This window comes from Cupriavidus pauculus (assembly GCF_003854935.1).
Lineage (GTDB): Bacteria > Pseudomonadota > Gammaproteobacteria > Burkholderiales > Burkholderiaceae > Cupriavidus > Cupriavidus pauculus_C.
Map to the genome: position 1 here is coordinate 358,394 of NZ_CP033969.1, position 21,841 is coordinate 380,234.

Genomic DNA, 21,841 nt, shown 5'->3' on the forward strand with positions numbered 1-21,841 from the left:
AAACTTGACGTGCTGCGCGGATGCCACACTAGAGGAAACCTTCAGAATCTTAGGGGTAATCCCGTAGCCGGGACGGCCATCGCGATTGGCCTATACTCGCGGAAAGCAAGCTGCGCCAGCGCGCTGGCGTGAGCGAAAAGAACCAAACAGGAACCGAGGAACGAAAAAAATGGAATGCAAAGTGACATGGTCGGGTCCGGAGGGCATGAGCTTCATCGCCCAGACCGGCAGCGGGCACCTTGTGGCGATGGATGGCGCTCCGGACGGCGGCGGCAACAACCTGGCGCCGCGCCCGATGGAAATGGTGCTGCTTGGCACCGGCGGCTGCACGGCCTATGACGTGGTGCTGATCCTCAAGCGCGGGCGGCAGGACATCCGGGGCTGCTCGGTCAAGCTGGAGGCCGAGCGCGCCGACACCGATCCGAAGGTGTTCACCAGGATCAACTTCCACTTCACGGTGACGGGCAAGAATCTCGATCCGGCCAAGGTGGAACGCGCCATCGAGCTGTCGCACGAGAAATACTGCTCGGCGTCGATCATGCTGGCCAAGACGGCCGAGATCACGCACACGACGGAGATCGTCGAGGGCTGAACCCCGACGCACGCCGCCAAAAGAAAAACGCCCGGCCAGTGCCGGGCGTTTCCATATCCGAAGAAGCAAAGACAGGCCGATAAGCCGGATTCTGTGCACACCGCGCACCCTTGCGGGCTGGCGGCGCGTGACAACCATTCCTCTAGGCCGCCCGTTACCGGACGGCTCCAGCTCCCTACCCGCAGACTCGGCGGGCCGCTTCATCGTCTGCCTATTTGGGATTGCTCCAGGTGGAGGTTACCGCGTTTCACCCTTCCCGCCGACCGAAGCCGGCGGCAAGACTCGTCTCTGTGGCCCTATTCCGCACGTTGCCGTGGATGGCTGTTAGCCAACACCCTGCCCTGTGGAGTCCGGACTTTCCTCCCCTTGCCCCTTGCGAGACAAGCAGCGATTGTCTGGCCTGCTTTGCGGGCCGCAGTCTAACACCGATGGCCGGTCCGGTCAGCCCGCAGCGGCGCCGCGGCGTCCGGGGCGGAACACGGCGGTGTCGTCGTAGAAGCCAGGCGCGGCGTTTTCGTCGCACCAGCCGGGGATGCCCATGACCGGCAGCGGCCAGAAGCTGCGGCCGCCGGCCAGCCCGCCCGCGCCTGCCGCGGCGGCCAGCGTGTCGGCCAGACGGCCGTCCAGGGCTTCGGGCGCGATGCCTGGCGCCGCGCGCACCCACCACGCATGGCCCGTCACGGACTTGTACGGCTGCACGAGCTTTTCGAGCAGCGCATGACCGAACGGGATGGCCGTGCACTGGTCGTGCCACGCGTCGCGGCGGGCGACGAACAACTCGCGCCACGCAAACCCGCGCAGGGCGTCGGCCAGCGGCGGCACCTCGGAGATGAAGATCACGGCGTTTTCGTCGAACAGCGTTGCGGCATCGCGCACGCCGCCGCGCACCTGCCCTACCCCGTCGCGGGCGATGGCCTCGGCCTGCAGCCGGTTCAGCAGCCGCTTGGTCTGCGGAAAGTGCAACCAGATCAACCCGTTGAAGGCATCGTGCAGGTTGTCGCGCGTGGGCACCTGGCCGGTGGCGGCAATGTGCGATTCATAGGCGACGCCCGCCGGCAGGTCGGCCTGCGGCACGAACCGCAGCGGCAGGCCGCTGGCGTTGCGCAGCGACCCGGCGCGGGCATTGAGCGCCTGGCGCAGGTCGCCGCCGGTGAAGACCGGGGCCGACGCCGCGAACGGCCGGAACCACGGCCGCGTCCAGTCGATGTCGGCCAGCAACGCCTTAGCTGGCCTTCCAGCGCAGCGTTTCGCCGGCGCGCAGCGGCACCAGCGTGGTATCGCCGTACGGCAGCTCGGCCGGCAGTTGCCAGTCCTCGCGCGTCAGCGTCAGCGTGCCGGTGTTGCGCGGCAGGCCGTAGAAAGCCGGGCCGTTGAAGCTGGCAAACGCTTCGAGCTTGTCCAGTGCGCCGGCGGTATCGAAGGCCTCGGCGTACAGCTCCATCGCGTGCAGCGCCGTGTAGCAGCCGGCACATCCGCAGGCGTGCTCCTTCAGGCCGCGGGCATGCGGCGCGCTGTCGGTGCCCAGGAAGAACCTCGCGCTGCCCGACGTGGCCGCCTTGACCAGCGCATCGCGGTGCACTTCGCGCTTGAGCACTGGCAGGCAGTAGTAATGGGGCCGGATGCCGCCCGTGAAGATCGCGTTGCGGTTGTACAGCAGGTGGTGCGCGGTGATCGTGGCGCCGATCGGGCCTTCGGCCTCGGCCACGTACTGGGCCGCGTCGCGCGTGGTGATGTGTTCGAACACCACCTTGAGCTCCGGAAAATCACGGCGCAGCGGCTGCATCACGCGCTCGATGAACACGGCTTCGCGGTCGAAGATGTCGATGTCGCCGTCCGTCACCTCGCCGTGCACCAGCAGCGGTAGGCCCTCGCGCTGCATCGCCTCCAGCGTGGCGGCGCAGCGGCGGATGTCGGTCACGCCCGCGTCGCTGTTCGTCGTGGCGCCGGCCGGGTACAGCTTCACCGCGTGGATGAAGCCGCTGGCCTTGGCCGCGACGATTTCCTCGGGCGGCAGGTTGTCGGTCAGGTACAGCGTCATCAGCGGCTCGAACGCCATGCCGGCGGGCAGCGCGGCCAGGATGCGGTCGCGGTAGGCGCTGGCCAGGGCCACCGTGGTCACGGGCGGCTTCAGGTTCGGCATGATGATCGCCCGCGCGAACTGGCGCGCGGTATCGGGCAGCACCGCCGACAGCGCGGCGCCGTCGCGCACGTGCAGGTGCCAGTCGTCGGGACGGGTAATCGTTAGCTTCTGGGTCATGGGGACACACACTACTTAGAGAATCAGGATGGCGCGGTAATCGTTGACGTTGGTGCGCGTGGGGCCGGTCACCACGAGGTCGCCGATGGCATCGAAGAAGCCCCAGGCGTCGTGGGCGTCGAGCAGGTGCCGGGCGGACACGCTGGCCGCTTCGGCCCGCGCCAGCGAATCGGGCGCCAGCAGCGCGCCGGCGTTGTCTTCCGAGCCGTCGATGCCGTCCGTATCGGCCGCGATGGCGTGGATGTCGGCCGCGCCGCCCAGCTCGATCCCCAGCGACAGCAGGAATTCCGAACAGCGCCCGCCGCGCGCCTGCTGCGCGCCGCCGCTGGGCAATGTGACGGTGCATTCACCCCCGGAGATCAGCACCACCGGCGCGGAGAACGGCGCATTGTACTGGCGAATCTCGCGCACCAGCGCCGCGTACACGCGCGCCACTTCCTGCGCCTCGCCGGTCACGGTGTCGCCCAGCACCACGGGCTGGATGCCCTGGCGGCGGAACAGCGCGGCGGCCGCCTCCAGGCTGCCGTGGGCCGTGGCGATCATGCGGTTGTCGACGCGGGCGAACAGGGGATCGCCCGGTTTTGGCGTTTCGGCGATCTCGCCGCGCGCGCCGCGTTCAAGGTGCGACTGGACGCTGGCCGGCACCGTCGCGCCATAGCGCTTGAGGATCGCCAGCGCATCGGCATAGGTGCTGGGGTCCGGCACGGTGGGGCCCGAGGCGATGGCGCTGGGGTCGTCGCCGGCCACGTCGGAGACGATCAGCGTGGTCACCGGCGCCCGGCTGGCCTGCGCGAGCCGCCCGCCCTGGATGCGCGAGACATGCTTGCGCACGATGTTCATGTCGGTGATCGGCGCGCCGCAGCGCAGCAGTTCGCGCGTGGTGGCCTTCAGGTCGGCCATCGGAATGCCTTCGGCCGGCAGCGACAGCAGGCTCGACCCGCCGCCCGATACCAGCACGATGAGCCGGTCGTCGGGGCCCAGCGACTGCACCTGGGCCAGGATATCGGCGGCGGCCTGTTCGCCGGCCTCGTCGGGCACCGGGTGGCCGGCCTCGATCACGCGGATGTGCTGCGTCGGCAGGCCGTGCGCGTAGCGCGTGACGACCACGCCTTCGAGCGTGGCCTTGCCTTCGTAGGCGCGCTCGACGGCCAGCGCCATCGACGCGGCCGCCTTGCCGGCGCCCACCACCAGCGTGCGCCCGCCCGCGTGGGGCGGCGGCAGGTGGCCGGCGACGATTTCCAGCGGGTCCGCGGCGGCCACGGCGGCGCGAAAGCTTTCGAGCAGCAAGGTGCGGGGGCAGCCCTGGAATGTCATAGCGCCTCCGCGATGGCCTGGCCCAGGTCGGCCGTGGACGCCGTGCCGCCAATGTCGCGCGTCAGCGGCGCGTGGCCCGGGCCGGCGGCCAGCACCTGCTCGATGGCCTGCAGCACGGCCGCGCCGGCATCGGCATGGCCCAGGTGCTCCAGCATCATCGCGCCGCACCAGATCTGGCCGATCGGGTTGGCAATGCCCTTGCCCGCGATGTCGGGCGCCGAGCCGTGCACCGGCTCGAACAGGCTCGGGTACACGCGGTCCGGGTTGATGTTGCCCGACGGCGCCACGCCGATCGTGCCCGTGCAGGCCGGGCCCAGGTCTGACAGGATGTCGCCGAACAGGTTGCTGGCCACCACCACGTCGAACCAGTCCGGATGCTGCACGAAGTGGGCGGTCAGGATGTCGATGTGGTACTTGTCCACCTTCAGGCCGGGATAGTTGGCCGCCATGGCCTCCACGCGCTCGTCCCAGTACGGCATCGTGATCGAGATGCCGTTGGACTTGGTGGCCGACGTGAGATGCTGCTTCGGCCGTTTCCGGGCCAGTTCGAACGCGAACTTGAGGATGCGGTCCACGCCGTGCCGGCTCATCACGGTCTCCTGCACCACAATTTCGCGCTCGGTGTTCGGAAACATCCGCCCGCCGATGCTGGAATACTCGCCCTCGGTGTTCTCGCGCACCACGTAGAAGTCGATGTCGCCGGGCTTGCGGTCGGCCAGCGGGCTCTTGATGCCGGGCATCAGCCGCACGGGCCGCAGGTTCACGTACTGGTCGAACGACCGCCGGAACTGCAGCAGCGAGCCCCACAGCGACACGTGGTCGGGCATCTTCTGCGGCCAGCCCACCGCGCCAAAGTAGATCGCGTCGTACTTGACCAGCGTGTCGAACCAGTCGTCCGGCAGCATCTTGCCGTGGCGCTCGAAGTAGGCGTAGCTGGAAAAGTCGAAATGGTCCCACTGGAAGTCGACGCCAAAGCGGCGCGCGGCGGCGTCCATGACGCGGATGCCTTCCGGCATCACTTCCGTTCCAATTCCGTCTCCGGGAATGACAGCGATCTTGTATTGACTCATGGCTGGGAAGGGGCGAGGTGGCGGGGCGCGGCACCCGGCTTGGCAGCACCGGGCACGCGCAGGATAATGTCTGCATTCTATTGCAAAGCGGCAGCCCCCTGCCGCACGGTGCCCTTGCCATGTGCCAGCTTCTAGGCATGAACTGCGCCACGCCCACCGACGTGACGTTTTCCTTTACCGGCTTTGCCGCCCGCGGCGGCGTCACGGACCATCACGCCGACGGTTTCGGCGTGGCGTTCTTCGAGGACAAGGCCTGCCGGCTGTTCATCGACAACCAGTCGGCCGGCACCTCGCCCGTGGCCGACCTGATCAAGCGCTACCCGATCAAGTCGAAAAACGTCATCTCGCACATCAGAAAGGCCACCCAGGGCACGGTGCTGCTGGAGAACTGCCACCCGTTCATGCGCGAGCTGTGGGGCCGGCACTGGATCTTCGCCCACAACGGCGACCTGCACGGGTTCACGCCGTTCCTGTCCGGCGTCTACCAGCCGGTGGGCGATACCGACAGCGAACTGGCGTTCTGCACGCTGATGCAGGGCCTGCGCAAGCGCTTTCCGGGCTCGCAGCCGCCGCTGAACGAGCTGGGCCACGCGCTGGCGGACATCACGCGGGACATCACGCTGCACGGCGTTTTCAACTTTTTGCTATGTAATGGACAGGCGCTGTTTGCGCACTGCTCGACACGGCTGTACTACATCGTGCGGCAGTGGCCGTTTTCGAAGGCGCACCTGATCGACGCGGACCTGTCGATCGATTTCGCGCAGGTCACCACGCCCGACGACCGCGTGGCCGTCATCGCCACCGCCCCGCTGACCGACAACGAGACCTGGACGCAGTTCGCGCCCGGCGAGCTGATCATGTTCGAGGCCGGGCGGCCGACCATGACGTGGACCGTGCCCATTCCGCCCGAAGTCCAGGCGAAGAATGCGGCGAATACGGCCTGTACCTGAGGGTTGGGGAAGCTCCCTCTCCCGCACGGCGGGAGAGGGAAGCCAGGCACCGGCTTAGTGGTGCAGGATCTTGGACAGGAACTGGCGGGCGCGCTCCGAGCGGGCGTCGATGTTGCCGAAGAACTCTTCCTTGGCGCAGTCCTCGACGATCTTGCCGGCGTCCATGAAGATCACGCGGTTGGCCACCTTGCGGGCGAAGCCCATCTCGTGGGTCACGCACATCATGGTCATGCCTTCCTGCGCGAGCTGCACCATCACGTCCAGCACCTCGTTGACCATCTCGGGGTCCAGCGCCGAGGTGGGCTCGTCGAACAGCATGCAGATCGGGTCCATCGACAGCGCACGGGCGATGGCCACGCGCTGCTGCTGGCCGCCCGAGAGCTGACCGGGGTACTTGGCCGCCTGGTTCTTCAGGCCCACGCGGTCCAGGTACTTCAGGCCCTTGGCCATGGCTTCCTCCTTCGAGCGGCCCAGCACCTTCATCTGCGCGATGGTCAGGTTCTCGGTGATCGACAGGTGCGGGAACAGCTCGAAGTTCTGGAACACCATGCCCACGCGCGAGCGCAGCCGGGGCAGGTTGGTCTTCGAATCGCCGACCGAGGTGCCGTCCACCAGGATGTCGCCCTTCTGGAACGGCTCCAGCGCGTTGACCGTCTTGATCAGCGTCGACTTGCCCGAGCCCGACGGGCCGCACACCACCACCACTTCACCCTTGGCCACGCGGGTCGTGCAATCGGTCAGCACCTGGAACGTGCCGTACCACTTGGAAACGTTATTAATCTCGATCATACGGCCACCTTTTTCTGATAACGCTTGACCAGCAGTGAAGCGGAGAAACAAATGAGGAAGTACACCAGGCCCGCGAACAGCAGCATCTCCACGATGCGGCCGTCACGCTCGCCAATGCCGTAGGCCTGGCCGAAGAAGTCCGCCAGCGCGCTCACGTACACCAGCGACGTGTCCTGGAACAGGATGATCCCCTGCGTCAGCAGCAGCGGCACCATGTTGCGGAACGCCTGCGGCAGGATCACCAGCCGCATGGTCTGGCCATAGGTCATGCCCAGCGCCTGCGCGGCGAACATCTGCCCGCGCGACACGCTCTGGATACCGGCGCGGATGATTTCCGAGTAGTACGCGGCCTCGAACAGCGAGAACGCGATCAGCGCGGACGTCATGCGCAGGTCGGACGCGGCCGACAGGTTGAACACCTTCTGCAGCAGCTGCGGGATGATCAGGAAGAACCACAGCAGCACCATCACCAGCGGGATGGACCGGAAGACCGTCACGTACGCCTGGGCGAACCAGTTCAGCGGCCGGAACGACGACAGGCGCATCATCGCCAGGATCGTGCCCCACACGATACCCACGATCACGGCCGTGACCGTGATCTTGAGCGACACCGCCATGCCCTCGCCGAGCACGTGGATGGTCGACGCATTGATCGAGCTGAAATCGAATTCGTATGCCATGTTCCAGCTCCTTACTTGCTGCCGATGAAGCCCGGCACGCGGGTGCGGCGTTCCACCCAGCGCATCAGCAGCATCACCGTCACGTTGATGGCGGCGTACAGCAGCGTCACCGCGATGAACGACTCATACGGCCGCGCCGTGTAGTCCACGAGCTGGCGGCCCTGCGCGGCCAGTTCCAGCAGGCCGATCGTCGACGCCACGGCCGAGTTCTTGAAGATGTTCAGGAATTCGGACGTGAGCGGCGGCACGATGACGCGGAACGCCATCGGCAGCAGCACGTGGCGGTACGTCTGGGCCAGCGTGAAACCCATGGCCAGCCCGGCGTTCTTCTGGCCGCGCGGCAGCGAATTGATACCCGAGCGCACCTGTTCGCAGACCCGGGCGGCGGTAAACGTGCCCAGGCACAGCATGGCGGCCAGGAACTGCTGGGTGAACGGGTTCATCTGCTTGATCGCCTCGCCGCCCGGCAGCAGCTCGGGGCCCACGAAGTACCAGATGAAAAGCTGCACCAGCAGCGGAATGTTCCGGAAGATCTCGACGTAGGTGGCCGCGAAACCCGACAGCCACTTGTTCGGCACGGTGCGCAGCACGCCCAGCACGGAGCCGATGATCAGGGCGATGACCCACGACGACAGGCCCAGCGCGATCGTGACCTTGAGACCGGAGATCATCCAGTCCAGGTACGTCTCGTTGGAGGCGGCCTGCTCGAGGAACACTCCCCAGTGAAAGATGTAATCCATAGTGCGTCCTCAAAAAGAAACGGAAGGACTGCTCCTTCCGTTTCGCACTGCTCCGATCGTGCAGATCAGTCGAGTGCCTTGTCGTTCGGGTTCTTGAAGAGCGCCTTCATGTCTTCGGACAGCGGGAAGTCCAGGTTCAGGCCCTTCGGCGGGACCGGCTGCTGGAACCACTTCGTGTACATGGCGTTGATCGAGCCATCCTTCATCAGGCCGGTGATGACCTGGTCGGACAGCTTCTTGAACGGCGCGTCGTCCTTGCGGATCATGCAGCCATACGACTCACGCGACTGCGGCTTGCCCACGACGATCCAGTCGTTCGGGTTCTTGGCCTTGGCACGCTCGCCGTAGAGCAGCGCGTCGTCCATCATGAACGCCACGGCACGGCCCGATTCCAGCGTCAGGAACGACTGGCCATGGTCCTTGGTGCTGATGATGTTCATGCCCAGCTTCTGGTCGTCGTTCATCTTGCGCAGCAGGCGCTCGGACGTCGTACCGGCCGTGGTGACCACGTTCTTGCCCTTCAGGTCGGCCCAGTCCTTGATGCCGCCGTCCTTCTTCACCATGATGCGCGTGCCGATGATGAAGATGCTGGTGGTGAACGATGCCTGCTTCTGGCGTTCGAGGTTGTTCGTCGTCGAGCCGCACTCGATATCGATCGTGCCGTTCTGCAGCAGCGTGATGCGGTTCTGCGAGGTGATCGGGATTTCCTTGACCTGCAGGTTCGGCAGCTTGAGCTGGTCCTTGATGGCTTCCACGATCTTCATGTTGATATCGTAGGAATAGCCCACCTGGCGCACGCCGCCCAGGTTGTAGTTGAACGGAATCGAAGAGTCCCGCACACCCAGCGTGATGACACCCGTATCCTTGATCTTCTGCAGCGTACCCGTCAGCGGCTCGGCTGCCTGCGCGCTCGCGCACAGCATGCCTGCCGCAATCATCAGGCCAGCCAACTTGGCAACATTCATAACATCTCCTTGACCATGAAGAGAAAGGCGGGACTGTATCAGACAGTCCTGCCGGCGAAACAGTATTGCTTAGCAATTGACCCAAGACAACGGGTTTTTCCCCTAAGTGGTGCCATTGCGGGCATGGTTTCGCGGCGATGCGCCAAAATGAGACACATCTGCAAACGCCCGCTTGCCAGTTGCGCCAAACCCCCGCCCAATAAAAAAGCGGCAGCCGGAAAATCGGCCGCCGCTTTTCAGTGGATGCTGAGAACCGGAGGATTTGCTGCATTGCAGCGGCGCCAACCCTCCGGCATCAGACCCGCCTGCATCAGGGGTACAGACCGCGCATCTCGCGCGCCTGCAGGATCCGCGAGCACGCCACGATGAACGCGGCCGTCCGCAGCGTGACCTTGTTGTCCTGGGCAACCTGCCAGATCGCCCGGAAGGCTTCTTGCATAATCCGTACCAGGCGCTCGTTGATCTCCTCCTCGGTCCAGAAGAAGCTGGAGAAATCCTGCACCCATTCGAAGTAGGACACGGTCACGCCGCCGGCGTTGGCGATCACGTCCGGGCAGACCAGGATGTTGCGCTCGCGCAGTATGTCGTCGGCCTGCGGGGTGGTCGGGCCGTTGGCGCCCTCGATCACCAGCCGGGCCGTGATCTTCGGCGCGTTCTCGGCCGTGATCTGGCCTTCCAGCGCGGCCGGGATCAGGATGTCGCAGTCCACTTCCCAGAACTGATCGCCGCGCAGCACCTCGGCCTGGAAGCCGTCGATGGTGCCACTGTGGGACGCGTATTCCATCATGGCCGGCACGTCCAGGCCGGCCGGGTTGTACAGCGTGGTGCGGTGGTCCTGCACGGCCACCACGCGGGCGCCGGCCTCGTGGAACAGCTTGGCGGCCACGGCGCCGACGTTGCCGAAGCCCTGCACGGCCACGCGCGCGCCCTTGATGTCCAGCCCCAGGTTGCGGGCCGCTTCCGAGCCCACGACGAACACGCCGCGGCCGGTGGCCTCGTGGCGGCCCAGCGAGCCGCCCAGCGAGATCGGCTTGCCGGTCACCACGCCGGTGGCCGTGCTGCCCGAGTTCATCGAGTAGGTGTCCATCATCCAGGCCATGACCTGCGCATTGGTGTTGACGTCGGGCGCCGGGATGTCCTTGCTGGGCCCGATGATGATGTTGATTTCACTGGTGTAGCGGCGCGTCAGCCGTTCCAGTTCGCCCTGCGACAGCGTGCGCGGATCCACGCGGATGCCGCCCTTGGCGCCGCCGTACGGCACGTTCACGGCCGCGTTCTTGACCGACATCCACGCCGACAGCGCCATCACCTCGGACAGCGTCACGTCCTGGTGAAAGCGCACGCCGCCCTTGCCCGGGCCGCGCGACAGGTTGTGCTGCACCCGGTAGCCCTCGAAGTGGGCGATGGTGCCGTTGTCCATCTCGATCGGTACGTCGACGATCAGCGCGCGCTTGGGGCGCTTCAGCGTTTCCACCCAGCGTGCCAGCGAGCCCAGGTAGGGCGTGACACGGTCGACTTGCTGCAGGTAGATGCCCCACGGGCCGAGGTGGTCGGCGTTCAGGTACGAAGGCAGGGCGTGAGCATTGGAGACGTTTTGCGTCGGTGCTGCGGAAGACATCGTTGGGTTCCGAGTGAAGGTGACACGCAGCATATCGGCGCCCCCCTGCCGAAATCCAATGCCGATTGGTCATCCGCCCCGGCGCCATTATGCAAGGCACGCATAACGTTGCACCGGCCCCTCCAGCCCGGCTCAGCCGCCCGCCGACCCCGTTGACGGCGCAACCAGCGTCGCCCAGATCTTGTCCACCAGCTGGCGCTTGCGGCGCAGCGGCCCGGCGCGCCGGTCGCCGCCGTTCTCGGCCGGCCGCTCGCGGTAGAGCCGGATCTCCATGTCGATCGACTGGGGCAGCCCGCGCGCGGCCTCGGCGCGCACCAGCCGCCCGGCCGCCACGTCCTCGCGCACGGTGCTCTCGGGCAGGAACGCCATGCCGTGCCCGGCCAGCGCCATGACCTTGAGCGCCTCGGCCATATCGGTCTCGTAGCATTTGTCCAGCTTGAGCGTATCGGCCGACTCGGCCAGCAGCATGTCCACCATGCGGCCCAGGAACGCATTGGGCGTATAGCTCAGGAACGGCACCGGCTTCTTGTCGGTGCCGGGCAGCCGGAACAGCGGCCGGCCGCCGGCGTCGGGCACGCTGTACGGCGACAGCCGCTCGGTGCCCAGCACCAGCATGTCGTAATGGGCCGGATCGAGCTGGATGGCCTGGCGCGGATGGTGATAGACCATGACGAGGTCGCAGCCGCCTTCCACCAGCATCAGCACGGCGTCGTGCACGTTGAGCGCCCGCAGCCGGCACGGCAGCGTGCCGAGCTGGCTTTCCACGCCCTTGAGCCATTCGGGGAAGAACGTCAGCGACAGCGTGTGCGGCACGGCAAATTCCAGCACCTGGGCGTTGGCCGACCGCTGCCCGCGCATCAGCGCACGGGTCTCGCTGACCTGCGCCAGCATCGCCAGCGCCTGCTCGTAGAACACCTTCCCGGCGGCCGTCAGGCTGGTGGGATAGCTGGACCGGTCGATCAGCTCGGTGCCCACCCACGCCTCCAGCGACTGGATGCGGCGCGAGAACGCCGGCTGCGTGACGTGCCGCAGCTCGGCCGAGCGCGAGAAGCTGTGCGTCTCGGCCAGGCTGACAAAGTCTTCAAGCCATTTGATTTCCATGGCGCGGATTATCGCCCGCCCGGCGCCGGAAGGCGTGTCGGGCAATAATTTTCCGGTTCTCGCCCAGAATGGAGAATGGGATTACCATTCCACCGTCTTTCCCACCATATCTTGCAGGTTTCTGCTCTTAGCGGACTTTTAACATGGATGCCATTGCGATCCCCCCACAATCAGCGCGCCATGCCAGCCACGTCCGTCCCGGCCAACCTGTCCGACCTGCCGTTCCCGCCCGTCCCGCCCTCCCCGTTCGCCCGGCTGGCCGCCGGCATGGAGGCGACGCTGGCCCAGAGCGCGCGCATGGTGGCTGCCCACGTGGCGGCCGGCATGGACGATATCGACACGCTGCTGGCCGCCCTGCCGCCCGGCGCGCTGGACGGCAGCCCCGACCACTACACGCGCCACCTGGTGCACGCCGACCCCTTCGAGCGGTTCTCCATCATGGTGCTGGTCTGGCGCCCCGGCCAGCACAGCCCCGTGCATGGCCATCGCACATGGTGTGCGTACCGCGTGCTGCGCGGCACGCTGTCCGAGCGCCACTACCGGTGGAATCCGGCCAGCCGCACGGCCGAGCAGACCGGCGCCGTGCCGCGCGCCGTGGGCGACACGTTCAGCGTGCCGGCCGGCCTGCGCCATATCCACGCGCTCGGCAACGACGGCGACACGGTGGCCGTGTCGCTGCACATCTACGGCGTGGAGCAGGATCGCATCGCCACCGGCGTGAACCTGCTAGTGGATACCATCGTCAGCTAGCACCGGCCGCGCGGGGACGGCCGGCGCCGGCCGACCTACCCCTTCGAGACGCCCATGGACCGCTATGACCGCCAGATCCTGAACATCCTGCAGGAGGATGCCGCCGTGCCCGTCGCCGAGATCGGCGAGCGCGTGGGGCTGACTTCCACGCCGTGCTGGCGCCGCGTGCAGAAGCTGGAGGCGTCCGGCATCATCCGCAAGCGCGTGGCGCTGCTGGACGCCGCCCGGCTGAACGTGGGTGTCACGGTCTTCGTGTCGATCCGCACCAGCCAGCACAACGTGAAGTGGCTGAAGGCGTTCCACGACCTCGTGGCCTCGATTCCCGAAGTCACCGAGTTCTACCGCATGGCCGGCGATACCGACTACCTGCTGCGCGTGGTGGTGCCCGACATCGCCGCCTACGACGCGGTCTACAAGAAGCTGATCCAGGGCGCCGAGCTGGCCGACGTGAGTTCCAGCTTTGCGATGGAGCAGATCAAGTACACCACCGCGCTGCCGCTCGACTACGCCTGAGCCCGGCGCCGCCCGGTCAGCCGCGGTGCGCCCAGCCGGTCATGCGCTTTTCCACCACGGCGAACAGCTCGTACATGCCCATCGCCATGACAGCGATGACGACCAGCCCGGCAAACGCCAGCGGCATCTTCATCGCCGAGCCGGCCGACACCAGCAGGTAGCCGATGCCCTCGTTGGCCGCGTTCATCTCCGACACCGTCGTGCCGACGAAGGCCAGCGTGATGGCCACCTTCAGCGACGCGAAGAAGAACGGCATCGCGCGCGGCAGGCCCACCTTGAGCAGCACGTCGCGCCGCCGCGCACCCAGCACCCGCAGCACGTCTTCCAGTTCCGGCTCCAGCGTGGCCAGCCCGGTGGCGATGTTCACCATGATCGGGAAGAACGAGATCAGGAACGCGGTGAGGATGGCCGGGCCGGCGCCCAGGCCGCACCAGACCACCAGGATCGGCACGAACGCCGCCTTGGGCAGCGCGTTGAACGCGGTCATCAGCGGATAGGTGGCGGCATAGGCCAGCCGCGACGATCCCATCAGCATGCCCAGCACCACGCCCACCACGATGGCCAGGCCGAAGCCGACCATCGTGGTCCAGAACGTGCGCCAGGCGTGGCCGGCGATCACGCCGCCGTATTCCGCCAGCGAGGCGACGATGGCCGACGGGCTCGGCAGGATGAAGTCCGACACGTCGAACACCAGGCAGGCGCCCTGCCACAGCAGCAGGCAGGCGCCAAGAAGAATCCAGGGGGCGACGCGCTGGACGCGCTTCGACTGGGCAGCGGACATGGTTGCCATGATCATGATTGCCTGACGTGGCCGATTTTCTCGCGCAGCAGGTGCACGCGTTCGGCAAAGGGTTCGGTATAGGTGATGTCCAGCGGGCGCGGGCGCGGCAGGTCGATCTCCTTGCGCAACAGGATGCGGCCCGGCCGGGCGCTCATCACGTAGACGGTGTCCGCCAGGAAGACCGCCTCGCGCAGGTCGTGCGTGACCAGGATCACGTTGAAGCGCTGCGCCTGCCAGAGGTCGCGCAGCACGCACCAGAGCTCCTCGCGCGTGAAGGCGTCCAGCGCGCCGAACGGCTCGTCCAGCAGCAGCATGCGCGGCTGGTGGATCAGCGCCCGGCAGATCGACGCCCGCTGCTGCATGCCGCCAGAGAGCTGCCACGGGTACTTGTCCTCGTAGCCGGCCAGCCCCACGGTCTTCAGCAGCGCGCGCGCCCGTTCCTCGTACTCGGCCCGCCGCCGGCGCATCGTCGACCGGTACGGCTCGACGATCTCCAGCGGCAGCATCACGTTGGCCAGCGTCGTGCGCCACGGCAGCAGCGTGGGCGCCTGGAACGCCATGCCTACCTGCTTGAGCGGCCCGGTCACGCGCTCGCCGTCGATGGTCACCACGCCGCGCGTGGCCGGGCGCAGGCCGGTGGCCAGCTTCATGAACGTAGACTTGCCGCAGCCGGACGGGCCGACGATGGCGATGAACTCGCCCGGCGCCGCCTGCAGCGAGATATCCTCGACCGCGAATTCGCCCCGGCGCGCCAGGTCGTCGTCGTAGGCCAGCCAGACGCGGTTGAAGTCGACGAACGGCTTGCCGCCGGCGTCGGTGCCCGCGCCGCCTGCCGCGGGCATCTGTGCCTGCCTTGCCATCATCGCAGCACGTCCAGTTCTGCGGCCGACGGCAGGTAGGCGTCGGTCCACACGGCATCGGCGTCGATGCGGCCCTTGGTGCCGAACGCGTCGGCCACCTGCGACGCCATCAGCGACAGGCGCGGCTTGCTGACGCGGCCAAACCCTTCGGCCTTTGCATCGGGCGACTTGACCACGCTGTCCAGCGCGATCTTCAGCCGGCGCACCTCCAGCTTCTCGTCGATGATGCCGTCGCGCGCCTTCACGGCCTTGATGCCCTCTTCCGGCCGCGCGATGACGTCGCGCGCTGACTTGGCAAACGCGCGCAGGAACGCCTTGACGGCCTCGGGATGGGCCTTGAGGAACTGCTCGGACGCGATGATGGCGTTGCCGTAGAGCTTCACGCCGTACTGCGGGTACGGCAGCACGACGATGTCCTCGTCCTTCACGCCGCGCGCGTTCAGGTTCAGGATCGACGTGAACGAGAAGCCGGTGATGGCGTCAAGGTCGCCGCGCGCCAGCATCGTCTCGCGCAGCGTCGGGTCCATCGCCTGCCAGTTGAACGACGCGGCCTGCAGGCCGTTGGCCTTGGCGAAGATCGGGAACGCGCGGCGGCCGGCGTCGAACACCGGCGCGCCCAGCTTCTTGCCGGTCAGGTCCCTGGGCGCCTTGATGCCGGACTTCTTCAGCGCCAGGATGGCGGCCGGCGTGTTGTTGTAGACCATCATCACGGCCACCGGCTTGTTGCGCGCGTCGGGGTTGTTGCCGTAGAACTCCATCACCGACGCCAGGTCGGCAAAGCCCATGTCGTACGTGCCCGATGCCACGCGGTTGACCACGTTGCCCGACCCGTTGCCGGCGTCGATCGACACGTCGAGCTTCTCGGCCTTGAAGTAGCCCTTCTGCTCGCCCAGCAGGAACAGGGCGGACGGCCCTTCGAAGCGCCAGTCGAGCTGAAAACGCACCTTGGTCGCGGCCTGCGCCTGGGCGGTGCCCGCGCAGAGTGTCGACAGCACCATCGTGGTGCCCAGGGCGGTGCACAGCTTCAGCAGATGACGGCGCACGGGGGATTGCGGCATGGACCTTCTCCAGTTGTTGATCTCTCTGGAGCAGGCTTGCCGCAAGGGGCGTGCCAGCCTTTCACGGGGTTGTCATGCACCGGCGCGAGGCGTGGCCGCGGTGCATTGACGACCCACGATTGTGCGCGGGCCGGTGTCGGCGGGTGTTGCCGTCCGCCATTGTCGACAATCGTCAGGCGTCCTGCGTCGCGTCGCCCACCTCGATGTCGCGCGCATCGTCGCCGTCGGGCACGCCCTTGGCCGCGTTGCGCGCCTGGATCTGCCACATCTCGGCGTAGCGGCCGTTGGCGCGCATCAGCTCGGCGTGCGTGCCGCGCTCGACGATGCGGCCGTGGTCCATCACCAGGATCTGGTCGGCATGGACCACCGTGGACAGCCGGTGCGCGATCAGCAGCGTGGTGCGGTTCTGCGCCAGCCGCATCAGCTCGGCCTGGATGGCCTGCTCGGTGCGCGAATCCAGCGCCGAGGTGGCTTCGTCGAACACCAGGATCGGCGGGTTCTTGAGCAGCGTCCGGGCGATGGCCACGCGCTGCTTCTCGCCGCCCGACAGCTTCAGCCCGCGCTCGCCCACCGGCGTGTCGTACCCCTGCGGCAGTTCGCTGATGAAGTGGTCGATCTGCGCGGCCCGCGCGGCGGCGATCACTTCCTCGCGCGTGGCCTCGGGCCGCCCGTAGGCGATGTTGTAGTAGATGCTGTCGTTGAACAGCACGGTGTCCTGCGGCACGATGCCGATCGACGCGCGCAGGGTGGACTGGCGCACCGCGCGGATGTCCTGCCCGTCCACCTCGATCGCGCCCTGCGACACGTCGTAGAAGCGGAACAGCAGCCGGGCGAGTGTCGACTTGCCCGAGCCGCTGTGGCCGACCACGGCCGTGGTGGTGCCTGCGGCGATCGTGAAGTCCACGTCGTGCAGGATCACGCGGTTGGGCTCGTACCCGAATCCGACATGCCGGAAGCGGACCGCCGCGCCGTTGACGCGCAGCGGCGGCGCGTCGGGGGCATCGGCCACCTCCTGGTTGGTGCCCAGCAGCACGAACATCCGGTCCATGTCGGTCGTGGACTGCTTGATCTCGCGGTAGATCACGCCCAGGAAGTTCAGCGGGATGTAGAGCTGGATCATCAGCGTGTTGACCAGCACCAGGTCGCCCAGCGTGAGCTTGCCGGCCGCCACGCCCACCGTGGCGCGCCAGAGAATCAGGATCAGCCCCGTGGCGATGATGGCCTGCTGGCCGAAGTTCAGGAACGACAGCGAGTTCTGCGAGCGGATTGCCGCCGCGCGGTAGGTGCGCAGGTTCTCGTCATAGCGCCGCGCCTCGTATTCCTCGTTGCCGAAGTACTTGACGGTCTCGAAGTTCAGCAGCGAGTCGATGGCCTTCTGGTTGGCGCGCGAATCCAGCTCGTTCATCCGGCGCCGGAAGTGCGTGCGCCACTCGGTCACGACGATCGTGAAGACGATGTAGCCCACCAGCGCGCACAGCGTGATGGCCGCGAACCAGATGTCGTAGTGCAGGAAAAAGAAGCCGATGACCAGCGACATTTCCACCAGCGTGGGCAGGATGCTGTACAGCGAGTACGAGATCAGCGACTGGATGCCGCGCGTGCCGCGCTCGATGTCGCGGCTCATGCCGCCGGTCTGCCGCTCCAGGTGAAAGCGCAGCGACAGCGCGTGCAGATGGCGGAACACCTGCAGCGCGATCTCGCGCACGGCGCTCTGCGTCACCTTCGAAAAGAGGATCTCGCGCAACTCGGTGAAGAGCGACCCGGAGAGCCGCAGCAGCCCGTAGGCGACGATCAGGCCCACGGGCACCACCAGCAGCGCGGTGGCGTCGCCGGCCTTGATGTCCATGCTGTCGACCAGCTTCTTCATCAGCACCGGCACGCCCAGGTTGGCCACCTTGGCGGCCACCAGGCAGGCCAGCGCCAGCATCACGCGCCACTTGTAGTGCCAGACGTAGGGCAGCAGGTTGCGGACGGTCTGCCAGTCGCTGCGCGGGGCGCCAGCGCCCTGGAACAGGGAATTGGCCGGCTCGGCAGGGGCGGGCTCGGCGGTCGTGGAATAGCGGCGCATACGTTAGAATTCGTGCCAATGCCGCGATTGTCGCAGAGATCGCCACGTCCGGCAGGCCACTGCCCCACCGCCCATGAACGCCCCGTATTTCCCGCTCTCCTCGGTCCCCGACATGTCCACATCCGCCCCCCTCTCCGAACTGCCGCCCGGCAAGAACCCCGCCCTGCGAGTGGTGCCGATGCCCGCCGACGCCAACGTCCACGGCGACGTGTTCGGCGGCTGGATCATGGCGCAGGTCGACATCGCCGGCTCCATCCCGGCCGTGGAACGCGCCCAGGGCCGCGTGGCCACGGTGGCGGTGAATTCATTCCTGTTCAAGCACCCCGTGTTCGTGGGCGACCTGGTCAGCTTCTACGCGGATATCGTCAAGACGGGCCGCACCTCGATCACGGTCTCCGTGGAGGTCTACGCGCAACGCATGCGCCACAGCCACGAGATCGTCAAGGTCACGGAAGCCACGCTGACGTACGTGGCGACGGACGAAAGCCGGATGCCGAGGGTGTTGCCGACGGCTTGACCGGCGTCCTTCCTTGCTCTGGGTTCCCTCTTCCGCATGGCTGAAGAGGGGTCAGGGGCGAGGGCCGGGCGGTTCTGACACGACAGGTCGTCGATTGGCCGCCGGCGCCCTGCTCAATCGAACTTCGAAAAATCCGGCTTGCGCTTTTCGAAGAACGCCGTGAAAGCCTCCTTGGCTTCGGGCGCCACCAGCATGCGGCGGAAGACCTCGCCCTCCTCGGCCATTTTCTTCTCCACGGCCGCCACATCGCCCCCCTTCATCAGCCGCTTGGTCTCGCGCAGCGACGACGCGGGCAGCGCCGCCAGCTTGGCGGCCTGCTGGCGCACGAAATCGGGCAGCTCGGCCAGGGGCAGCACCTTCGTCACCAGCCCGATCGAGAATGCCTCCTGCGCGCTGAACGCCTCGCCGAGCAGCAGCTTTTCCGCCGCACGCTGGTAGCCCACCAGGCGCGGCAGCAGCAGGCTGGACGCCGCTTCCGGGCACAGGCCCAGCTGCGCGAACGGCAGCGACAGCCTGGCGGTGTCCGACGCGTAGACCAGGTCGCAGTGCAGCAGCAGCGTGGTGCCGATGCCCACGGCCGCCCCGCTGACCGATGCCACCACGGGCTTGCTGGCGTGGCTGATCGCGTGCAGGAACTGGAACACCGGCGGCTCGGCGCCGTCGCTGCCCTGCGTGGGCGGGCGCTTCATGAAGTCTTCCAGGTCGTTGCCGGCCGTGAAGATCTCGGGCTTGCCCTCGATCACGATCACGCGCACGGCGTTGTCGGTCTCGGCGGCGCGCAGCGCATCGGCCATGGTCTGGTACATGGCGGCGGTGATGGCGTTCTTCTTGTCGATGCGATCGAAACCAATGGTCAGGACGCCCTGGTCGATGCGGGTAGCAATGCTCATGTCTTCCTCGTCTCGGTCGTAATGGTCGCCGCTCACACGAACGGTGGCGGCACTTCGGAAAGATAACTCAGGCCGAACGCGCCCGCGCCCACGTTCAGCGCGACGGTCAGGCTCATCGGCGCCAGCATGAGCTGCACGTCGTAGCGGCGCGCCGTATCGGCCAGCGACTGCCACGCGGGCCAGGCCGCCACGTCGTCCGGGTCGCCCGCGTAGGCCGCGGCCACGGCCGGGGTCAGCAGGCAGCGGGCCCGGATGCACGCTTCCGCATGGCCCAGCAGGCGGCGGATGCCCTCGTCGGTGCCGCGCACCTTGGCGATGGCCTCGGTCTCGCCCTGGTGCATGCGGATGACCGGCCGGATGTTGAACGCGCTGCCCAGCATGTAGCGGCCCCACGTGATGCTGTTCTCGCCCTTGTGCTTCGCGCGCGTGTACATGTACAGCAGTTCGTCCGGAATCAGGAACATGTGCGCGGCATCGCGCAGGCGATGCTCCACGGCGTCCACCACCTGCGCCGCGCTGGCGCCGTCGGCCAGCATGCGCGCGGCCTCGCGCACGATCAGCGCCTGGCCCGGCCCGATGGCGCCCGTGTCGATCACGGTCAGGTCGAACAGCCCGCTGCGCCCGGCGTCCTTGCGCAGCTTGAAACTGCGCGCCACCGTGCCCACCACGGCGCCCGTGGCATTGGCGTAGAGCTTGCTGCGGCTGCTGGCAATCGTCAGCAGGATGGCGCGGTCGCAGCCGGCCACCACGTGCCTGAGCAGATGGTCTTCCAGCTCGCGTTCAAGCAGCGGGATCGATTCGGCGTAGTGGTCCTGCTTGCCCACCAGGTACTGCTGGTAGAGGTCGGGCAGCGCCGCTTCGTCGCGGGTGTCGACCACGAAGCGGTCGCCGGCGCGAATGCGGAACGGGATGGTGCGCACGCCCAGTGCGTCCATCATCGTGCGCGGCATGTCGCACGCCGCGTCGGCCAGAATGGCTGTCTCCTGCATGTTGTTGTTCTCCTCCGTATCAGTGCGTCAACGTGTTGGCATCTCCGTGTCCATACATTTCCTCATCTGATCGAAGGTCGGGACAGCCCTCGCCGGGCTGTCCCTGTGCGGCGCGTTTGGTCGATGCTTATACGCGCTCGAAGATGCCGGCGGCGCCCATGCCCGTGCCCACGCACATGGTCACCATGCCGTACTTGAGATTGTGGCGACGCAGCGCGTGCACCACGGTGGCCGAGCGGATCGCGCCCGTGGCGCCCAGCGGATGGCCCAGCGCAATCGCGCCGCCCATGCGGTTCACCTTGCCCGGGTCCAGTTCCAGGTCGCGCATCACCGCCAGCGACTGCGCGGCGAATGCCTCGTTCAGCTCGATCCAGTCCATCTGGTCCTGCGTCAGGCCGGCCGCCTTCAACGCGGCCGGAATGGCCGCCTTCGGGCCAATCCCCATGATCTCGGGCGGCACGCCGCGTACCGCGAACGACACGAAGCGGGCCAGCGGCACGAGGTTGAACTGCTTGAGGATCTTCTCCGAGACCAGGATCAGCGCGCCGGCGCCGTCCGACGTCTGCGAGCTGTTGCCGGCCGTCACGCTGCCCTTGTTGGCAAACACCGCGCGCAGCTTGGCCAGCCCTTCGACCGACGTGTCCGGGCGCGGGCCTTCGTCCAGCGCCACGGTGCGCGTCTTGACGCCCACCTGCCCCGTGGCCAGGTCCGGGAATTTCTCGACCACCTCGATCGGGGTGATCTCGTCCTGGAACTCGCCGGCCTGCTGCGCGGCGATGGCCTTCTGGTGCGACGCCAGCGAGAACGCGTCCTGGTCCTCGCGGCTGACCTGCCACTGCGTGGCCACCTTCTCGGCGGTCAGGCCCATGCCGTAGGCAATGCCGACGTTCTCGTCGCGCTCGAAGATCGACGGCGACATCGACGGCGAGTTGCCCATCATCGGCACCATGCTCATCGATTCCACGCCGGCCGCGATCATCACGTCCGACTCACCCACGCGGATGCGGTCCGCCGCCATCGCCACCGCCGACAGGCCCGACGCGCAGAAGCGGTTCACGGTAATGCCGCCCACCGTGTTCGGCAGGCCGGCCAGCAGCGCGCCGATGCGCGCCACGTTCAGGCCCTGCTGGGCCTCGGGGATGGCGCAGCCGACGATGGCGTCCTCGATCAGCGCCGGGTCCAGGCCCGGCACCTGGGCCACGGCGGCCTTCAGGATCGTGGCCAGCAGGTCGTCGGGACGGGTGTTCCGGAACGCGCCCTTGGGCGCCTTGCCGATCGGCGAACGGGTAGCCGCAACGATGTAGGCGTCTTGCAGTTGTTTCATGATGTCGGTTCCTCG

General features: G+C 67.2%; 22 protein-coding genes and 1 other RNA gene. 5 read left to right on the forward strand and 18 right to left on the reverse strand.

Annotated features, from left to right (window positions below; genetic code table 11):
* The first annotated feature begins 169 nt into the window (after nucleotides 1-169).
* Nucleotides 170-592: an OsmC family protein gene (locus tag EHF44_RS03345; RefSeq protein ID WP_124682436.1), complete on the forward strand. Its 423-nt coding sequence runs from the start codon at nucleotides 170-172 to the stop codon at nucleotides 590-592.
* Nucleotides 593-655: 63 nt separating this feature from the next.
* Here EHF44_RS03345 and rnpB read toward each other — a convergent pair.
* The 5 genes from rnpB to EHF44_RS03370 form a co-directional block, all read right to left on the reverse strand.
* Nucleotides 656-999, reverse strand: an RNA gene (gene rnpB / locus EHF44_RS03350) — RNase P RNA component class A.
* A 34-nt stretch (nucleotides 1,000-1,033) separates the two neighbouring features.
* On the reverse strand, nucleotides 1,034-1,810 hold the full coding sequence (locus EHF44_RS03355) for a DUF3025 domain-containing protein (RefSeq protein ID WP_124682437.1): 777 nt from the start codon (nucleotides 1,808-1,810) through the stop codon (nucleotides 1,034-1,036).
* A 4-nt stretch (nucleotides 1,811-1,814) separates the two neighbouring features.
* A complete protein-coding gene (gene pyrC / locus EHF44_RS03360; protein ID WP_124682438.1) occupies nucleotides 1,815-2,849 on the reverse strand; it encodes a dihydroorotase in 1,035 nt (344 codons plus the stop codon).
* 15 nt (nucleotides 2,850-2,864) lie between these two features.
* A complete protein-coding gene (locus EHF44_RS03365; protein WP_124682439.1) occupies nucleotides 2,865-4,163 on the reverse strand; it encodes a glycerate kinase type-2 family protein in 1,299 nt (432 codons plus the stop codon).
* The gene (locus EHF44_RS03370; RefSeq protein WP_124682440.1) at nucleotides 4,160-5,233 is read right to left on the reverse strand and encodes a tartrate dehydrogenase; all 1,074 of its coding nucleotides are present in this window, start codon (nucleotides 5,231-5,233) and stop codon (nucleotides 4,160-4,162) included. The genes EHF44_RS03365 and EHF44_RS03370 overlap by 4 nt, the downstream gene beginning before the upstream one ends.
* A gap of 119 nt (nucleotides 5,234-5,352) precedes the next feature.
* Between EHF44_RS03370 and EHF44_RS03375 the strand changes: the two genes are divergently transcribed.
* Complete coding sequence (locus EHF44_RS03375; protein WP_124682441.1) at nucleotides 5,353-6,183, forward strand: class II glutamine amidotransferase; 831 nt, start codon at nucleotides 5,353-5,355, stop codon at nucleotides 6,181-6,183.
* Between the two features lie 54 nt (nucleotides 6,184-6,237).
* On the opposite strand, the gene EHF44_RS03380 is transcribed toward EHF44_RS03375, so the two are convergent.
* From EHF44_RS03380 to EHF44_RS03405, 6 genes are all read right to left on the reverse strand, one after another.
* A complete protein-coding gene (locus tag EHF44_RS03380) occupies nucleotides 6,238-6,972 on the reverse strand; it encodes an amino acid ABC transporter ATP-binding protein (protein WP_124682442.1) in 735 nt (244 codons plus the stop codon).
* The gene (gltK, locus tag EHF44_RS03385) at nucleotides 6,969-7,652 is read right to left on the reverse strand and encodes a glutamate/aspartate ABC transporter permease GltK (protein ID WP_124682443.1); all 684 of its coding nucleotides are present in this window, start codon (nucleotides 7,650-7,652) and stop codon (nucleotides 6,969-6,971) included. Before gltK ends, EHF44_RS03380 begins: the two co-directional genes overlap by 4 nt.
* A gap of 11 nt (nucleotides 7,653-7,663) precedes the next feature.
* On the reverse strand, nucleotides 7,664-8,392 hold the full coding sequence (locus EHF44_RS03390; RefSeq protein ID WP_124682444.1) for an amino acid ABC transporter permease: 729 nt from the start codon (nucleotides 8,390-8,392) through the stop codon (nucleotides 7,664-7,666).
* 65 nt (nucleotides 8,393-8,457) lie between these two features.
* The gene (locus tag EHF44_RS03395; protein WP_124682445.1) at nucleotides 8,458-9,357 is read right to left on the reverse strand and encodes a glutamate/aspartate ABC transporter substrate-binding protein; all 900 of its coding nucleotides are present in this window, start codon (nucleotides 9,355-9,357) and stop codon (nucleotides 8,458-8,460) included.
* A gap of 310 nt (nucleotides 9,358-9,667) precedes the next feature.
* Complete coding sequence (locus EHF44_RS03400; RefSeq protein WP_124682446.1) at nucleotides 9,668-10,975, reverse strand: Glu/Leu/Phe/Val family dehydrogenase; 1,308 nt, start codon at nucleotides 10,973-10,975, stop codon at nucleotides 9,668-9,670.
* Between the two features lie 132 nt (nucleotides 10,976-11,107).
* Nucleotides 11,108-12,076: a LysR family transcriptional regulator gene (locus EHF44_RS03405; RefSeq protein ID WP_124682447.1), complete on the reverse strand. Its 969-nt coding sequence runs from the start codon at nucleotides 12,074-12,076 to the stop codon at nucleotides 11,108-11,110.
* Nucleotides 12,077-12,256: 180 nt separating this feature from the next.
* Between EHF44_RS03405 and EHF44_RS03410 the strand changes: the two genes are divergently transcribed.
* Both EHF44_RS03410 and EHF44_RS03415 read left to right on the forward strand, forming a co-directional pair.
* Entirely contained in the window at nucleotides 12,257-12,826 is a 570-nt protein-coding gene (locus EHF44_RS03410; protein WP_124682448.1) for a cysteine dioxygenase family protein, read from the forward strand.
* 54 nt (nucleotides 12,827-12,880) lie between these two features.
* Complete coding sequence (locus EHF44_RS03415) at nucleotides 12,881-13,339, forward strand: Lrp/AsnC family transcriptional regulator (protein ID WP_124682449.1); 459 nt, start codon at nucleotides 12,881-12,883, stop codon at nucleotides 13,337-13,339.
* Nucleotides 13,340-13,355: 16 nt separating this feature from the next.
* On the opposite strand, the gene EHF44_RS03420 is transcribed toward EHF44_RS03415, so the two are convergent.
* From EHF44_RS03420 to EHF44_RS03435, 4 genes are all read right to left on the reverse strand, one after another.
* On the reverse strand, nucleotides 13,356-14,135 hold the full coding sequence (locus tag EHF44_RS03420; RefSeq protein ID WP_124682450.1) for an ABC transporter permease: 780 nt from the start codon (nucleotides 14,133-14,135) through the stop codon (nucleotides 13,356-13,358).
* A complete protein-coding gene (locus tag EHF44_RS03425; protein WP_124682451.1) occupies nucleotides 14,132-14,983 on the reverse strand; it encodes an ABC transporter ATP-binding protein in 852 nt (283 codons plus the stop codon). The genes EHF44_RS03420 and EHF44_RS03425 overlap by 4 nt, the downstream gene beginning before the upstream one ends.
* Complete coding sequence (locus EHF44_RS03430; protein ID WP_124682452.1) at nucleotides 14,980-16,038, reverse strand: ABC transporter substrate-binding protein; 1,059 nt, start codon at nucleotides 16,036-16,038, stop codon at nucleotides 14,980-14,982. The genes EHF44_RS03425 and EHF44_RS03430 overlap by 4 nt, the downstream gene beginning before the upstream one ends.
* 172 nt (nucleotides 16,039-16,210) lie before the next feature.
* The gene (locus EHF44_RS03435; RefSeq protein WP_124682453.1) at nucleotides 16,211-18,106 is read right to left on the reverse strand and encodes an ABCB family ABC transporter ATP-binding protein/permease; all 1,896 of its coding nucleotides are present in this window, start codon (nucleotides 18,104-18,106) and stop codon (nucleotides 16,211-16,213) included.
* A 112-nt stretch (nucleotides 18,107-18,218) separates the two neighbouring features.
* Here EHF44_RS03435 and EHF44_RS03440 point away from each other — a divergent pair, with 112 nt between their 5' ends.
* Nucleotides 18,219-18,623: an acyl-CoA thioesterase gene (locus EHF44_RS03440; protein ID WP_124682454.1), complete on the forward strand. Its 405-nt coding sequence runs from the start codon at nucleotides 18,219-18,221 to the stop codon at nucleotides 18,621-18,623.
* Nucleotides 18,624-18,736: 113 nt separating this feature from the next.
* Here the strand turns inward: EHF44_RS03440 and EHF44_RS03445 are convergent, their stop codons facing one another.
* The 3 genes from EHF44_RS03445 to EHF44_RS03455 form a co-directional block, all read right to left on the reverse strand.
* Nucleotides 18,737-19,513, reverse strand: coding sequence for an enoyl-CoA hydratase (locus EHF44_RS03445; RefSeq protein ID WP_124682455.1), 777 nt, complete (start codon nucleotides 19,511-19,513; stop codon nucleotides 18,737-18,739).
* Nucleotides 19,514-19,545: 32 nt separating this feature from the next.
* The gene (locus tag EHF44_RS03450; RefSeq protein WP_124682456.1) at nucleotides 19,546-20,502 is read right to left on the reverse strand and encodes a DegV family protein; all 957 of its coding nucleotides are present in this window, start codon (nucleotides 20,500-20,502) and stop codon (nucleotides 19,546-19,548) included.
* A 127-nt stretch (nucleotides 20,503-20,629) separates the two neighbouring features.
* Entirely contained in the window at nucleotides 20,630-21,829 is a 1,200-nt protein-coding gene (locus EHF44_RS03455; protein ID WP_124684976.1) for an acetyl-CoA C-acyltransferase, read from the reverse strand.
* Nucleotides 21,830-21,841: the final 12 nt, after the last annotated feature.